The following is a 15,503-nucleotide window of genomic DNA, read 5'->3' on the forward strand; positions in this document are numbered from 1 at the left end:
GATGTTTGATTTGCGGCAGTATCTGGAGGGGTTGGATTTGCTTTATTCCTCCGGGCAGGGAAATGAGGCCGAAGCTTATTTGAAAAAGGGGTTGAAACAGGCGGCGGCAGCGGGTGAGAACGGTTCGATTCTTGCTATTTTAAATGAGCTCATGGGATATTACCGTGCGGCAGGCCGTTATGAGGAGTGTCTGCTCTGCGCCGATCAGGCAATGGAGCTTGCGGACGCTATGGGTCTGTCCGGGACAATGGAATACGGCACGATGTTGTTAAATGTGGCTACGGGATACCGTGCGGCCGGAAACTATGCGGAGGCGGAAGCGTTATACAGACAAGCGCACCTGATTTTCCGCAAACATGTAACCGGGCCGGACTATCGTATGGCGTCTCTTCACAATAATCTCAGTCTCCTCTACAGTGAGACGGGAAGGCTTGACGAGGCCAAACAGGAGCTGGAACTGGCGATGGATATCATCCGGAAACTGGATGATGCGGAAATCGAGGTGGCCATTACACACACAAATCTTGGGAATCTCTGTTTTCAGATGCAGGAGATAGAAGAAGGGAAACGTCACATGGAGATGGCCGTACGGATTTTTGAAAAGACCCGGGACGGGAAAGATTCCCATTTTGCGTCGGCACTTTCCGGGCTTGGGGAGGCCTGTTTCCACGAAGGAGATCTGGAATCGTCTGCGAACTATTACCGGAGAGCATTAAAAGAGATCGATCGTTTCTACGGGGAAAATGAGTATTATCGGGTGACAAAGCAGAATCTGTCTCTGGTGTCAGATCTGCTTGGGAGAAAACAGGCGGCCGAAAAAAGTAAGATGAAAGGAATGGAACTTGCCAGAGCCTACTATGAGAAATACGGGAAACCAATGATTGAGATAAAGTTTCCGGACTATGCGGGGCGGATTGCCGCAGGACTGTGCGGGGAGGGTTCGGAGTGTCTTGGATATGATGACGTTTTGTCCACGGACCATGATTTTGGCCCGGGATTTTGCCTCTGGCTGACAAAAAAGGATTACCGGAAGATCGGAGCGCGGCTTCAGGAGGCGTATGAAGCGCTTCCGAAAGAATTTCTGGGATATAAAGCCAGAAATACGACTTCACATGGTCAAAAAAGGGTCGGCGTGTTTGAAATCGGAGCATTTTTTGAAGAACCGACAGGATACAGGAAAGCACCGGAAGACGATGAGAGCTGGCTCTCTATTACCCAGGAGAATTTGCGGACTGCTACAAACGGAGAGGTCTTTGACGATCCACTTGGGAAATTTTCAAAGCGAAGAGAGGGGTTTTTAAGGGAACCAGAGACAGTGCGCTTAAAAAGGCTCTGCCTTTCTCTGGGACGTATGGCGCAGGCAGGACAGTATAATTTCCCGCGGGCGAAGAGACGGGAGGCGATTGGAGCCATGTACTTCTCTCTGTCCGAGTTTATTCAGGCATCGACAGAGACAGCCTATCTTTTGAATGAAACATACATGCCGTTTTATAAATGGAAGATAAGGGGGATGGAGACATTTCGGAGGATACCGGAACTTTGTACACTGTTGGAGGAGTTGATGCAAAAAGATCTGAGGGACACCGGGGTAGAAAAAATAATTGAGCAGATCTGCCGGATGGTTGTCGGAGAACTGAACGCTCAGGGAATTTCTGACCGGAAAGAAGTCTTTTTGGAAGAACAAAAGGGAGCAGTCTTTGAACGGCTGGTTTTGATGGAAAGGAAAAAGGGACAAAAAGATGACTAAGAAAGAGCGGTTCATTGAGGCTGTGGTGGATATAGAATGGATACAGTTCCAGCAGGTACATAATGAAGGAGGAAGAGCCTCCTGCCAGGATGACCGGGAGACGTTTGAGATTATGAGGAAAAGCCAGTTCTTGGCATGGACAGAAGAGGTGCTGGAAAGCTATCTTCAGGATCTTCGGGATGCCTGGAAGGAAGGATGGAATCTTTTGACAGAGAAGTATGCCAGAATGATGGAGAGCACAGCGCCGGAGGAATACGAGCGTTTCCGGGAAATCCTTCCGAAAAGAAGCGGCAAGAGAATCCGGATGCAGGAAGAGCTGATCAGCCAGGAAATATGGTGGGCCGAAGACTTTTCCAGGCGGTTTCCGAATCTTGGAGGAACCGGAAGAAAGATTTATACCTCTGAGGATACGCCGTGGGACACCTCGCAGGAGACGTATTTGAGGGGAGAGATCAGCACATATTCGGATCGGACGATTGCTCTGTACGCCGCAATGATCAGGGAGATGGAGGAACGGGGAGAAAATCTGACGGAGCAAATTCTAGGATTTATGGTACGTTTCTATGGATACGATTCTCTGGAACAGGCAGAAGAGAAGACAGCGGAAAACAGGAATCTATGACAAGAAAAGCAAAGGTCAAAAAGGAGACAGGATAGAATGTTGATTAGAAGAGAAGACGTGGCGGCTGTAGCCGTAGATTATCAGGAGCGGCTGATGCCGGTGATGCAGGAAAAAGAGGCACTGCTGGCTCACTCGGTGATTCTGCTGAGAGGACTGAAAGAACTCGGAGTTCCGATTTATCTCACACAGCAGTATACAAGAGGACTTGGTATGACAGTGCCGGAAATCGTGGAAGCCGCAGGAACCAGGGAATACCTGGAAAAAATCAGTTACAGTGCGGCGGAAGAAGTGATTCCGAAGCTGGGTGGGAAGAAGTCAGTGATTCTCTGCGGAATTGAATCCCACATTTGTGTTTTGCAGACGGTGATCGATCTCAAGAGCAGAGGCTTTCAGCCCGTTCTTGTGACAGACTGCATCTCCAGCAGGAAAGCGCGGGATCTGGAAATGGCGCTGGAACGGGCGAGACTGGAGGGCGCTATCCTTACAACCTACGAAGCGCTTCTGTTTGAACTGCTGGGAAAAGCAGGGACAACGGAGGCAAGAAAGATACAGAAATTAATTAAGTAAGAGAAGAATGGAGAGGAAAAGAGGATGTCGGCTGTTATCAGCAGGACAGTCCTCTTTTTGTATACCTTGAAATCTTAATTCTTCTCCGACGCCGGTCCGGTAGAATTTCTCACCATCAATTTGGCATGCAGCAACAGTGTGCCGATGGAGACACTGTTTCTCAGACTGTCCAGCGCATAGTAGCCGCATTTGCCGATCTCGGTCCGCTCCTGGCGGACGGTAGTCATCGGCGGGTAGGTGTACGGGCAGATCGGCAGATCGTCAAAACCGATGATGCTTAAGTCATCCGGGATGCGAATTCCGAACTGTTGGCACTGGATCATAGCCGCGTTTGCCAGTAGATCGTGACTGCAGATAATGGCGGTCATACCCATCTGAATCAGACGGGGCAGATGCTTCTCAAGACATTGGCTGATATAGTAGGATGCCCCGGCAAAGTCAGAATCGGCACGCAGGCCGTTCTGCCGCATGGCCTGGAAGAACGCCTTATGACGTACCTGCATAATATGAGAGCCAAGGGCTCCGCTTAAGTATCCGATCTTTTTATGTCCCAGTTCTTTTAAGTGGGAGACGGCAAGCTCCATCCCCTCATTGTTGTCCACACCGACATAGGCTGTTCTGGGATTGGTTTTGATATAGTTGTCATACAGTACAGTGGGAGTACTGCTCGTCTGAAAATCTGTCATCCATGGATCCTGAAGAGTGAATCCAAGGGCAAACGCACCGAGATAATCGTGCTGGAGCATGAACATATCATAAGAGATGGAGCGCTGCAGCTTCTCCGTTATCGGGAAGATCTCAACCAAAAATCCGGCGGGCTCCGCCATCTGGCGGAATCCGGTAACAATATCATAGCCAAACTGGTGCGGCTCCTCGTAATCCAGATTTTCTACAAGAATACAGAGTTTCTTTGCTGTCTGCTTCTGTCTGCGCCGTCTCGTATATCCCATCTCGACAGCGGTTTCTAATATCGTTTTTCGCAATGTTTCGCTGATATCCGGAGCGCCGTTCAGCGCCTTGGAAACAGTACCCTTGGACACGCCAAGCTTCTCGGCGATATCTAAAATTGTAGCCATACAATCACCTTTCTGAAATCTAACCATGAATTCACCTGTTTTCTCTATTATACCGAATACTTACGGAAAATGCAATTTGTTTTACGAAACTTGTAAAACAAAAGTTTCGATCGCCGAATGAAGAAAAGAAAGAAAAATAATTGTGCAAATGATATAAAAATGAGGACTTTTACATGTGAAAAACAGAGAAATGCATGGTTGAAAACGAGAAATAGGGTTGACGAACCAAAATAGGGCATGTATAGTATGTCTTAACGAAACAAAACGAAACTTTCGGAAGGAGAGGTCAGAACGATGAAGAGAAGAGGGTTGGCAGTTTTGCTGGCGGCAGTACTGGGCGCATCCATGCTTGCCGGGTGCGGAAACAGCGAAGATGGATCGTCCGGCGGAAAGAAAAAAGTCCGTCTGATGGTCTGGTCCCCATCGGAGGATCAGTCAAAGGACAGTGGAGAATGGCTTCAGACGACGTGTGAGAAATTTGCGGACGAACATCCCGAATGGGATATCACCTTTGTCTATGGTGTAGCGGATGAGGCGACGGCGGCAGGCTAGGTAGCGCAGGATCCGGAGGCGAGTGCCGATGTGTTTATGTATGCAAACGATACACTTACCACGATGACGGATGCAAACGCATTGGTGAAATTCGGGGGAAAATACAGAGAGGAGATCGAAAGAACAAATACCGAAGAAGTCATCTCATCCCTGACAAAGAACGGGGAGCTTTACGGTGTACCGTTTACGACAAACACCTGGTTTATGTACTATGACAAGAGCGTATTTGACGAAGAGGACGTGAAAAATCTGGATACGATGCTGGAAAAAGGCGTTGTCTCTTTCCCGATGACAAACTCCTGGTATCTTCCGGCATTTTATATCGGTAACGGTTGTACCCTGTTCGGAGATGGAACGGACGAGGCAAAGGGCGTGGATTTCGGGGGAGAGAAATCCGTGGAAGTGACAGATTATCTTATAGATCTGGCGGGAAATCCGAATTTTAAAATCGACGCCGACGGTTCTGGTATTGCGGGACTTCGTGACGGAAGCATTTCCGCCATGTTTTCCGGTTCCTGGGACGCCAATGCGGTGAAGGAGGCGCTGGGTGATAACATGGGCGCAATCGCTCTTCCGGCTTATACACTGAATGGAGAGGAAAAGCAGATGATGGCTTACGCCGGGTCCAAGGCGATCGGCGTGAATCCAAACTGCAAAGATATGGTAGCAGCGGTAGAGCTTGCCGTATATCTGGGATCTGCGGAGGCGCAGCGGACACATTATGAACTCAGAAATGTGATCCCATGTAACACGGAACTTCTGAAGGATACTAAAATTGCGGAAGATCCGCTTGTTATGGCACAGAATAATACTTTCAACGACACATCGATTCTTCAGCCGTTTGTCGCCAAGATGAATAATTGCTGGACTCCGGTTGAAAACATGGGAAAAGGAATCCGCAACGGCAGTGTGACACATGACAACTCCGCAGAGCAGGCGGAAGCGATGAATGAGGCAATGAACAGTGATGGAATCTAAACGAGGTGAGAAGAGGATGGGAATAAGAAAAAGGCATGTCAATGAATTCCCGACACCGTACACCTGTACGGCGGCAATCAGGGAAGGCGGCATGGAGACGAAGCTCTCTATGGTGCTGATGGGATTTGGAAATATCATGCATAAACAGAAGATCAAAGGACTGATCTATCTGGCAGTTGAAGTAGCGTATGTTGTATTCATGGTTTTGAATGGAATCCGTTTCCTCTCCATGCTTGGGACACTGGGAACAGTAGAACAAAAAGAGGTATGGGATGAGGTGAATCAGATCTATACATACACAAAGGGTGATCAGTCTGTTCTGATCCTGCTGTATGGGGTGGCAACGATTCTTGTGACAATTCTGATGATCTGGGCATGGCGGGGAGCATTAAAAAGCGCGTACAAGGCGGAATGTCTCGACAGGGAAGGAAGACATGTGAACAGCTTTGTCGAGGACGTGAAAGCACTCCTCCACGAGAATCTGCACCGTCTTCTGATGACACCTCCGATGGTGTTTATCTTTGCGCTGACCATCCTGCCTTTGATCTTTATGATCTGTATGGCATTTACAAACTACAGTAAGATCGACAATCACCTGATGCTGTTTGAGTGGGTTGGTCTGGATAATTTCCGGGCGCTGTTTGATTCCAACAGTATTCTGGGAAGTACATTTTGGTCTGTACTTGCATGGACGATTGTATGGGCGTTCTTTGCAACGTTTAGTAACTATATTTTCGGTATGATCCTTTCCATCGTTATCAACCGGAAAGAGACAAGAGCAAAAGGATTCTGGAGATTCTGCTTCGTTCTCTCCTGTGCCGTTCCGATGTTTGTCTCCCTTTTGATTATGAGAACGATGCTTCAGCCGGAGGGAGCGGTCAACGTGTTGCTTCGGAATCTGGGACTGATTGCACAGGACGCCAGCCTTCCGTTTTTCACGGATCCGATGTGGGCGAGGGTGACTGTCATTGTCATCAATATCTGGGTTGGTGTACCGTATACGCTACTTCAGCTTACCGGAGTTCTTCAGAATATTCCGGGAGAACTTTATGAAGCGGCCAAGGTGGACGGAGCAAACGCGGTGCAGATCTTTTTTAAGATCACGCTGCCGTATATGCTTTATGTGACGACGCCGTACCTGATTACAACATTTACGGGAAATGTCAATAACTTCAATATTATTTACCTGTTGTCCGGAGGAGATCCGGTTACGGATCTGTCCTCTACAGCAGGAAGTACCGACTTGCTTGTTACCTGGCTTTACAAGCTGACCATTGATAAGCAGTACTACAATATCGGTGCGGTGATCGGTATCCTGACATTTATTATTCTGGCGATTGCGGCTCTTCTTACATACCGCAACAGTAAATCATATAAAGAAGAAGGGGGATTCTAAACATGGCTGCTGGAAAAGTACGTTCAGCTAAAAAGAGACGTTTCATTCATAATACGATCGTACATGTCGTACTTGCCATTTTGGCGTTGATCTGGGTATTCCCGATTTTATGGGTAATACTGACAAGCTTCCGGGCAGAGAAGGGGTCCTATGTTTCCACTTTCTTCCCACAGAGCTTTACACTGGATAATTATGTGAGACTGTTTACAGACACCTCCATTCTGAACTTTCCACAGATGTTTGCGAATACCTTGTTCATCGCGGTGTGTTCCTGTATTCTTTCCACATTTTATGTGCTGGCGGTATCTTATTGCCTTTCCAGGCTAAAATTCAAGTTGCGGAAGCCTTATATGAACATGGCGATGATCCTGGGACTGTTTCCCGGATTCATGTCCATGGTTGCCGTTTACTTTATCTTAAAGGCAATCGGACTGACAGAAGGGAATCTGATCAAAGTGGCGCTGATTTTGTGTTATTCAGGAGGCGCGGGGCTTGGATTCCAGATCGCGAAAGGATTCTTTGATACCATCCCGATTGCGGTGGATGAGGCGGCGCTTCTGGATGGATGTACGAGATGGCAGATTTTCAGTAGGATCACACTGCCGCTTAGCAAACCGATTATCATCTATACCGTGCTGACGTCGTTTATGGCTCCATGGCTCGACTTCATTTTTGCCAAAGTGATCTGCCGTGCCAACTCCGACCAGTACACGATTGCGATTGGGCTCTGGAAAATGCTGGAAAAGGAATATATTGACAGTTGGTATACCAGCTTTGCGGCAGGAGCCGTACTGATTTCCATTCCGATCGCGATCCTCTTCCTGTTTATGCAGAGGTACTATGTAGATGGTGTATCCGGAGCAGTGAAAGGCTAAGTGTGAAAGGCAGGCAAAACAGATGAATGAGGAGTGACAGATGAGAAAGACAGCAACAGAATGGAAGGCATATTATTCGGATCCGAAATTTGAACAACAATATACCTATGAGGGACATGACCTGGGTGCAACCTGCACGGAGGATGGAACTTCCATCCTCCTGTGGAGCCCGGTTGCAGAGACGGTGAATGTCCGCTTCTTCCAGGATGGTGAGACAGGGAAACCTTATCGCACCGAGGTTATGGAAAAGGAAAAACAAGGCGTCTGGGCTTACCGGACAAAAGAAATGCTCCACGGCGTATACTATGATTTTGAGCTCGTAATCGAGGGGGAGGCGATCTGGTCAGCGGACCCTTATGCGAAAGCGTGTGGAATCAATGGACAAAGGAGCATGATCGTAGATTTGAAACAGATAGACCCGGACGGGTGGCAGGAGGAGGTATCCCCTGAAATGCAGCCGGAGCAGGTGATTTATGAGGTGCATATCGGGGAATATTCCTGGGATCCGTCGGGAGGATTTCCCGAGGCCTTCCGTGGAAAGTATAAGGCATTTACCTGTGAGAATACAACACGAAACCATGACGGTGTGCATCCCACAGGCTTTTCTTATATGAAGAGACTGGGCGTCACCCATATCCAGCTTATGCCGGCATACGACTATGGATCTGTCGATGAATCGAAGGAATCGGGGGAGTTTAACTGGGGGTATGATCCGGTAAACTATAATGTACCGGAGGGCTCCTACGCCACAGATCCACGAAAAGGAGAGGTACGCATCCGGGAGTTCAAAGAGATGATAAAGGCTCTGCACAAAAACGGCTTTCGGGTTATCATGGATGTGGTCTACAATCATACTTATTTCCTGGATTCCTGGTTTCAGAGGACGGTACCGTGGTATTATTACCGTGTCCACGAGAACGGAGAGACGGCGAACGGATCAGCTTGTGGGAATGATGTGGCGAGTGAGCGGATCATGTGCGCGAACTATATTGTGGATTCCGTGCTTTATTGGGCGGGAGAGTACCATATTGATGGATTCCGTTTTGACCTGATGGGACTTCTGGACACCGGACTTATGAACCGGATCGAGATGGAGCTTTCTTCCCGCTATGGAAAAGGCGAGAAACTTGTGTTCGGGGAACCATGGTCGGCAAGTGAAACACCCATGGAACAAGAAGCTCTTCCGGCACTCAAAAAGAATATAGACCGGCTGAATCCGCAGGTTGGATTTTTCTGTGATGATACAAGGGATGCCATCAAGGGGCATACCTTTGAGGGGGGAACGCCTGGATTTGTAAATGGAGGAAAGGGACAGGAGGGGGCGATTCTCTCCTCGGTGAAAGCATGGTGCGGACCGGGATCCAAAGTCCAGGCGCCATCCCAGGTCGTTACCTATGTATCCGCCCACGATAACTGGACACTCTGGGATAAGCTTTCTCTTACAGTGGAGGATGAGGCAGAGAGGATGCGTGCCAACAGGATGGCGGCGGCGGTGTACATGACGTGCCAGGGCAGGATTTTCTTCCTTTCCGGGGAAGAAGCGTCCCGCACAAAAGGAGGACTCGAAAATTCCTACAACGCTCCGATTGAGATCAACCGTCTCGACTGGAACCGGATGTATGAACAGTATGAGCTGGTAGAATATTACAGCGGTCTGATTGCACTTCGTAAACGGCTGCCGGGACTTTGTGATAAATCAAAGGATGCGTGGAAACGGATCCGGGACGAGTGGAAAACGGATGGGGTCGTTGGCTTTCTCGTGGATAACCACAGCGAGAGCCAGCCGTCCCTGTGGGAGACACTTTGCGTGATTTATAATAGCAGACAGGAAGAAATCGAGCGAAACCTTCCAAAAGGAAAATGGGAAGTGCTTGTAGATGCGCACAGCAGCCGCCTCTGGCAGAATCCGTTTGTGACAGAAGGAACGATCCGGGTGGAAGGACGCAGTGTCCTGGTGCTTGGACAGACAGGAAAGGAAGGCTAGATATATGAAATGGATCTACGGGAAACAAGATATCAAAACGCTTGAAAGAGGGCAGGAGAACTGCTATCTTCTGACAAATGGGCTGGGGGGCTTTTCTTCCCTGACAATGATCGGATCAGCGGCCAGAAATGACCATGCCCTGCTGATGGGATGCACCCAGGCGCCGAACCACCGCTACAATCTGATTCACCGTCTGCGGGAAGTGTTGGAGACGAAAAAAGAGAAGAAAGTGCTTTCTTCTCAGGAGTTTGATGGCGGTACGGCGGAGGAGGGATACCGGTACCTATCCTCCTTCACCTTTGAGGATACGCCTGTCTGGCGCTACGAGGCCGGCGGTGTACAGGTAAGAAAGGAAATCGGGATGCCGCACATGGAAAATACCGTGGCGGTGGTCTATGAAATAGAAAACGAGACACTGGAAGCGGTCACACTTCAAGTCACTCCATTCCTCCAATTTGTGAGAAAAGGCGAGGATCTAAAGGAAGAGCAGAACTTTCAGTGGGATGGAAATTCGGTCATATCGAATGGGATTGGGCTCTTCTTTGAGACCAATGGAGAGATTTTACAGAAGGAGGAGACGGAAACCTGCTATTACAGTTATGATGTCTGCGATGGCAGGCGGCCGGCCGGCAGGACAAAGGCGGTGCTTCAGATCAGCCTGAGAGTTCCGGCCAGGAAGACGGGGCGGCTGGAGATCATCGCTTCGACTTGTGCTGGAAGAAAGGATGCGGAAGGTATTCTTGCGGACACGAAGCAGTACCGTCAAGAACTGGAAGAGCGGGCAGGATTTACAGCACCGATGGCAAAGGTGCTTGCCAAAAGTGCAGGACAATTCGTTTCCCGGAGAGAGTCTACGGATGGGAAGACGATTCTGGCAGGATACCCGTTCTTCGAGGATTGGGGCAGAGATACGATGATCGCTCTTCCGGGGGTCTGCATTTCCACCGGACAGTATGAGACTGCAAAAGAGATCTTACGGACCTTTGCCGTTCACGAAAAGGACGGTCTGATGCCGAACCTTTTTCCGGAGGGGAAGAATGAGCCACGGTACAATACAGTGGATGCGGCGCTGCTATTTATCAACTGTGTCTACCTGTATTACCAAGCGGCAGGGGATCTGGATTTTGTAAAGGAAGTCTGGCCGGTAATGGAGCGCATTGTGGCAAACTACCAGGCAGGCACGAGACATGGCATCCGTATGGATGAAGACGGTCTGATTTTGGCCGGGGAAGGGCTCGATCAGGTGACGTGGATGGATGTCCGGGTAGGAGATTTGCTTCCGACGCCGAGACACGGAAAACCGGTGGAAGTCAATGCCTACTGGTATAATGCTCTCCGCATTATGGAAATGTTTGCATCTGAACTGGGAATGGAATATACTGGGTATGGGGTGCTCTCGGACAAGGTCCGGACGTCATTTCGGCAGCAATTCTGGAACGAGGAAAAAGGCTGCTTAAAGGATTTGATCTCCGGGACGAAGGCGGATACGCAGATCCGGTGCAATCAGATCTGGGCGGTATCCATGCCGTTTGGTATGATGGATGAAGAGCAGGAACGGCAGGTCGTGCGGACGGTCTACGAGAAACTTTACACCCCTTACGGACTGCGGACACTGGAAGAAGCGGACGAGGAGTTCCATCCGTTTTACGGAGGAGAAATGATCAAGCGAGATCTGGCATATCACCAGGGAACGGTGTGGGTCTTCCCGCTTGGGGCTTATTATCTGGCGTATTTGAAAGTACACGGGTACAGTGAAGAAGCCAGACAGCATGTCCGAAAGCAGTTGGAAGTCATGGAGAGCGCCATGAGAGAAGGATGTATCGGACAGCTTCCGGAGATTTATGACGGAGGAAACCCGACCTCATCCAAAGGATGCTTCGCCCAGGCATGGAGTGTGGGCGAGATCCTCAGAGTGTACGAGGCGGTCGAATAAGAATCTACATCGAAAGGAGAACGAAGATGGAACAGTTATTACAGGAGATGTTACAGAAGAACTATGGAAAAAACATTCAGGATGCGTCCAATGAAGAAATCTATACAGCACTTTTAGAGATTACAAAAGAAAAAATGGCCGGGATGAAGAGAAACGAAGGCAGCAAAAAGCTCTATTACATTTCAGCGGAGTTTCTGATCGGAAAACTCTTGTCCAACAATCTCATCAATCTGGGATTATTTGACGAGACAAGAGAAGTTCTGAAACGATATGATAAGGAGATCACCGAGATCGAGGAAGTAGAGCCGGAGCCGTCTCTTGGGAATGGAGGGCTCGGGCGTTTAGCGGCCTGCTTTCTGGATTCCATCGCCACCCTGGGACTTCCGGGAGACGGCGTAGGATTAAACTACCATGACGGATTATTCCGCCAGACTTTTGTGGACAACAAGCAAAGAGAAGAGAAAAACCCGTGGATTACGGATCAGAGCTGGCTTACAAAGATAGAGCGCCATTTTGAAGTGCCGTTCCAGAATTTCACTCTGACCTCTACGATGTACGACATTGACGTACCAGGATACCAAAATGGCTGCAACAAATTGCATCTGTTTGATCTGGATACTGTGGATGAATCAATCATCCATGATGGGATTCAGTTTAATAAAGAGGATATTCGGAAAAATCTGACACTTTTCCTCTATCCGGATGACAGCGATGAGGCGGGACAGCTTTTAAGAATTTACCAGCAGTATTTTATGGTCAGCAACGCGGCGCAGCTTATTCTGGCAGAAGCAGAGGAAAAAGGGTATGATCTCTACCACCTGTATGATCATGTGGCAATTCAGATCAACGATACGCATCCGACGATGGTGATCCCGGAGCTTATTCGCCTGCTGATGCAGAGAGGATTTAACATGGATACGGCAGTGGACGTTGTGAGAAAGACATGTGCTTACACAAACCACACGATTCTTGCGGAAGCACTGGAAAAATGGCCGGTATCTTATCTGGAAAAGGTCGTTCCGCATCTGATGCCGATTATCCGGGACCTGGACGCCCGTGTGAAAAGAGATTTCCACGATGAGAGAGTATATATTATCGATGGACAAGACCGGGTACATATGGCGCATATTGATATTCATTTCGGATATGCGGTCAACGGTGTGGCAGCGCTTCACACAGAGATTTTAAAAGAGTCTGAATTGAAGCCGTTTTACGATATTTATCCGGAGAAATTTAACAATAAGACGAATGGTATTACCTTCCGGAGATGGCTTGTACATTGCAATCACAGATTATCCGATTATCTGACCGGACTGATTGGACCGGAATTTATGGAGGACGCCTCCCATTTGGAGAAGCTTCTTGCTTACAAGGACGATGAGAACGTACTGGCGGATCTGAGGACCATCAAGAAAGAAGCGAAGGCAGAGCTGAAGAAATATCTTATGCAGACACAGGGTGTGGAGATCGATGAAAATTCTATCTTTGATATCCAGATCAAACGTCTCCATGAATACAAGAGACAGCAGATGAACGCGCTTTATGCGATTTATAAATACAAAGAGATCAAAAAAGGGAATCTGCCGAAACGTCCGATCACGATGATTTTCGGAGCGAAGGCGGCTCCGGCGTACACGATTGCCAAGGATATCATTCATCTGCTTCTCTGTCTGCAAAAGCTGATCGAGAATGATCCGGCGGTACGTCCATACCTGCGGATTGTGATGGTAGAAAATTACAATGTCACCAAGGCGGAAAAGTTGATCCCGGCCTGCGATATTTCCGAGCAGATTTCCCTTGCCTCAAAGGAAGCATCCGGAACCGGAAACATGAAATTCATGCTCAATGGAGCCGTGACGCTGGGAACCGAAGACGGGGCAAATGTGGAAATCCATGAACTTGTAGGCGATGATAATATTTATATCTTCGGGGCAAAATCCGAGGAAGTCATTCGTCTCTATGATACAAACGGATACAACTCCGGCAAGATCTACGATGGCGACGCCATGATCGAGGAATTGGTGGACTTTATTATCAGTAAAGACCTGATCCGTATCGGAGATCCGGTGAGCCTTGCGAGACTTTACAAGGAACTGGTTTCCAAAGACTGGTTTATGACACTTCTGGATGTGAAAGAGTACATTGAGACGAAAGAGAGGATGCTGGCAGATTATGAGGACGAGCTCTCCTGGGAGAGAAAAGCTCTTGTGAACATCGCGAAGGCAGGATTCTTCTCATCCGACCGGACCATCCGGGAATACAACGATGACATCTGGCGTCTGTAGGCCGGATGCAGCAGGAAAGGAAAGCAGCCATGAGAGAAACAGGAATTTTAATGCCGGTTTCCGCCCTCCCGTCCCGTACGGGAGTGGGGGAGCTCGGAGCATATGCATATGAGTTTGTGGAGGCTCTGCGGGAAAACGGGGTGAAGATCTGGCAGATCCTGCCGCTCAATCCGGTGGGATACGGGAACTCCCCATACCAGCCATACTCCTCCTGCGCCGGGGACGAAATCTATATCAGTCTCGATCTTCTGTTTGAAGCGGGACTGTTAAAAGAACAGGCACCTACATTCCACGAGAATGTCAGAACCGTGGATTATGATGCAGTCCGTACTTTTAAAGAGCCGTATTTGAAAGAGGCATTTTCAAACTTTACGGAGACAGAAGATTTTAGGGAATTTACGAGGCAGCCATGGGTCTACGAGTACGCTGTATTCCGTGCCAAGAAAAAGGCGAACCACAAAGTCTGCTGGAATGAATGGAAAGAAGAGGATAAGATCTGGCCGGAAGTTCCGGCGCCGCTGCCAAAGGAGCAGGAGGACGAAGCGGCTTACCAGATGTTCCTCCAGTACGAGTTCTACCTCCAGTGGATGGAAGTAAAACGGCGTGCCAACGAAAGTGGTATTCAGATCATGGGAGACGTGCCGTTCTATGTGGGTGTGGATTCTGTGGACGTCTGGGGTGGAAAGGACAATTTCCTCCTGGATACAGACGGCCGGCCGGTTTTCATCGCCGGAGTGCCGCCGGATTATTTCAGCGCCACCGGGCAGAGATGGGGCAATCCAATCTATGACTGGGACTACCTGAAAGATCACGAATACCAGTTTTGGATCGACCGCATTGGTTACAACCAAAAGCTTTTTGATATCATCCGGATCGATCATTTCCGTGCCTTTGACACATTCTGGAAGATTCCGGCAAGCTGTCCTACCGCCATTGAGGGCGAGTGGATCGAGGCTCCGGGATATGAGGTCATCGATACTCTTCGGGCAAAAATTGACGGCTTAAATCTTGTGGCCGAGGATCTGGGTGAGCTTCGGCCGGAAGTATTGCAGTTGAAGGACCATTACCATTTAAAAGGGATGAAGATCCTTGTATTCTCCATCGAGACGGGTGGAAAATATGCATATGACAGTTTCCATGATGTGGAAAACATGATTATCTACACCGGAACCCACGATAATGATACCCTTATGCAGTGGTATGAGGGATTGAGCGTAGCTGCCAGAAGGAAGGTGCGCCGTTTCTTAAAGCGGGAGGGCATCAAACAGGGATCTGTAAAAGACCGCCTTCTGACATATACGCTTCGCAGCAAGGCGGAATACGCCATTCTTCCTATGGCGGATCTTCTCGGACTGGGAGCGGAGGGTCACATCAACACACCGGGAACGGTGGGCTCCCCGAACTGGGAGTGGCGGATGCCGGATTTTGGACAGGCAAAAGAAGAATTAAGAAAGTACCGGAGAGCAATGACAGAAAGGGTTTGATGAC

10 protein-coding genes and 1 pseudogene are annotated in these 15,503 nt (G+C 48.9%); 10 read left to right on the forward strand and 1 reads right to left on the reverse strand.

What is annotated here, in order from left to right:
* The first annotated feature begins 1 nt into the window (after position 1).
* Genes AOA56_RS09765 through AOA56_RS09775 form a run of 3 tightly spaced genes read left to right on the forward strand, consistent with a single transcriptional unit; the run spans position 2 to position 2,936 of the window.
* Complete coding sequence (locus AOA56_RS09765; RefSeq protein ID WP_053769559.1) at positions 2 to 1,747, forward strand: tetratricopeptide repeat protein; 1,746 nt, start codon at positions 2 to 4, stop codon at positions 1,745 to 1,747.
* On the forward strand, positions 1,740 to 2,369 hold the full coding sequence (locus AOA56_RS09770; RefSeq protein ID WP_024732021.1) for a DUF4125 family protein: 630 nt from the start codon (positions 1,740 to 1,742) through the stop codon (positions 2,367 to 2,369). Before AOA56_RS09765 ends, AOA56_RS09770 begins: the two co-directional genes overlap by 8 nt.
* Positions 2,370 to 2,405: 36 nt before the next feature.
* Positions 2,406 to 2,936 carry an isochorismatase family protein gene (locus AOA56_RS09775; protein WP_048621436.1) on the forward strand — a complete coding sequence of 177 codons (531 nt, stop codon included), beginning with the start codon at positions 2,406 to 2,408 and terminating at the stop codon, positions 2,934 to 2,936.
* 74 nt (positions 2,937 to 3,010) lie between these two features.
* On the opposite strand, the gene AOA56_RS09780 is transcribed toward AOA56_RS09775, so the two are convergent.
* Positions 3,011 to 4,012: a LacI family DNA-binding transcriptional regulator gene (locus AOA56_RS09780; RefSeq protein WP_053769560.1), complete on the reverse strand. Its 1,002-nt coding sequence runs from the start codon at positions 4,010 to 4,012 to the stop codon at positions 3,011 to 3,013.
* Positions 4,013 to 4,306: 294 nt separating this feature from the next.
* Here AOA56_RS09780 and AOA56_RS09785 point away from each other — a divergent pair.
* The 7 genes and pseudogenes from AOA56_RS09785 (at position 4,307) to malQ (ending at position 15,499) form a co-directional block, all read left to right on the forward strand.
* Positions 4,307 to 5,542 (forward strand): annotated as a pseudogene (locus AOA56_RS09785) (extracellular solute-binding protein).
* Positions 5,543 to 5,558: 16 nt separating this feature from the next.
* Positions 5,559 to 6,938, forward strand: a complete 1,380-nt coding sequence (locus AOA56_RS09790; RefSeq protein WP_053769561.1) for a carbohydrate ABC transporter permease — start codon at positions 5,559 to 5,561, stop codon at positions 6,936 to 6,938.
* A 2-nt stretch (positions 6,939 to 6,940) separates the two neighbouring features.
* The gene (locus AOA56_RS09795; RefSeq protein WP_053769562.1) at positions 6,941 to 7,813 is read left to right on the forward strand and encodes a sugar ABC transporter permease; all 873 of its coding nucleotides are present in this window, start codon (positions 6,941 to 6,943) and stop codon (positions 7,811 to 7,813) included.
* Positions 7,814 to 7,853: 40 nt separating this feature from the next.
* Positions 7,854 to 9,797 (forward strand): type I pullulanase, encoded by a 1,944-nt coding sequence (gene pulA, locus AOA56_RS09800; protein WP_053769563.1) that lies wholly within the window; start codon positions 7,854 to 7,856, stop codon positions 9,795 to 9,797.
* Between the two features lie 4 nt (positions 9,798 to 9,801).
* Positions 9,802 to 11,730: an amylo-alpha-1,6-glucosidase gene (locus AOA56_RS09805; RefSeq protein ID WP_024732026.1), complete on the forward strand. Its 1,929-nt coding sequence runs from the start codon at positions 9,802 to 9,804 to the stop codon at positions 11,728 to 11,730.
* A 26-nt stretch (positions 11,731 to 11,756) separates the two neighbouring features.
* Complete coding sequence (locus AOA56_RS09810) at positions 11,757 to 14,015, forward strand: glycogen/starch/alpha-glucan phosphorylase (RefSeq protein WP_053769564.1); 2,259 nt, start codon at positions 11,757 to 11,759, stop codon at positions 14,013 to 14,015.
* 5 nt (positions 14,016 to 14,020) lie between these two features.
* Entirely contained in the window at positions 14,021 to 15,499 is a 1,479-nt protein-coding gene (gene malQ, locus AOA56_RS09815; RefSeq protein ID WP_152334148.1) for a 4-alpha-glucanotransferase, read from the forward strand.
* The last annotated feature ends 4 nt before the right edge of the window (positions 15,500 to 15,503 follow it).

It is taken from the genome of Sellimonas intestinalis (assembly GCF_001280875.1).
GTDB lineage: Bacteria > Bacillota > Clostridia > Lachnospirales > Lachnospiraceae > Sellimonas > Sellimonas intestinalis.

What these genes read in the sequence shown, in the direction of transcription:
- AOA56_RS09765 (WP_053769559.1), top strand. Translation starts at nt 2, where the DNA reads ATGTTTGATTTGCGGCAGTATCTGGAGGGGTTGGATTTGCTTTATTCC.
- AOA56_RS09770 (WP_024732021.1), top strand. Translation starts at nt 1,740, where the DNA reads ATGACTAAGAAAGAGCGGTTCATTGAGGCTGTGGTGGATATAGAATGG.
- AOA56_RS09775 (WP_048621436.1), top strand. Translation starts at nt 2,406, where the DNA reads ATGTTGATTAGAAGAGAAGACGTGGCGGCTGTAGCCGTAGATTATCAG.
- AOA56_RS09780 (WP_053769560.1), bottom strand. Translation starts at nt 4,012, where the DNA reads ATGGCTACAATTTTAGATATCGCCGAGAAGCTTGGCGTGTCCAAGGGT.
- AOA56_RS09790 (WP_053769561.1), top strand. Translation starts at nt 5,559, where the DNA reads ATGGGAATAAGAAAAAGGCATGTCAATGAATTCCCGACACCGTACACC.
- AOA56_RS09795 (WP_053769562.1), top strand. Translation starts at nt 6,941, where the DNA reads ATGGCTGCTGGAAAAGTACGTTCAGCTAAAAAGAGACGTTTCATTCAT.
- pulA (WP_053769563.1), top strand. Translation starts at nt 7,854, where the DNA reads ATGAGAAAGACAGCAACAGAATGGAAGGCATATTATTCGGATCCGAAA.
- AOA56_RS09805 (WP_024732026.1), top strand. Translation starts at nt 9,802, where the DNA reads ATGAAATGGATCTACGGGAAACAAGATATCAAAACGCTTGAAAGAGGG.
- AOA56_RS09810 (WP_053769564.1), top strand. Translation starts at nt 11,757, where the DNA reads ATGGAACAGTTATTACAGGAGATGTTACAGAAGAACTATGGAAAAAAC.
- malQ (WP_152334148.1), top strand. Translation starts at nt 14,021, where the DNA reads ATGCAGCAGGAAAGGAAAGCAGCCATGAGAGAAACAGGAATTTTAATG.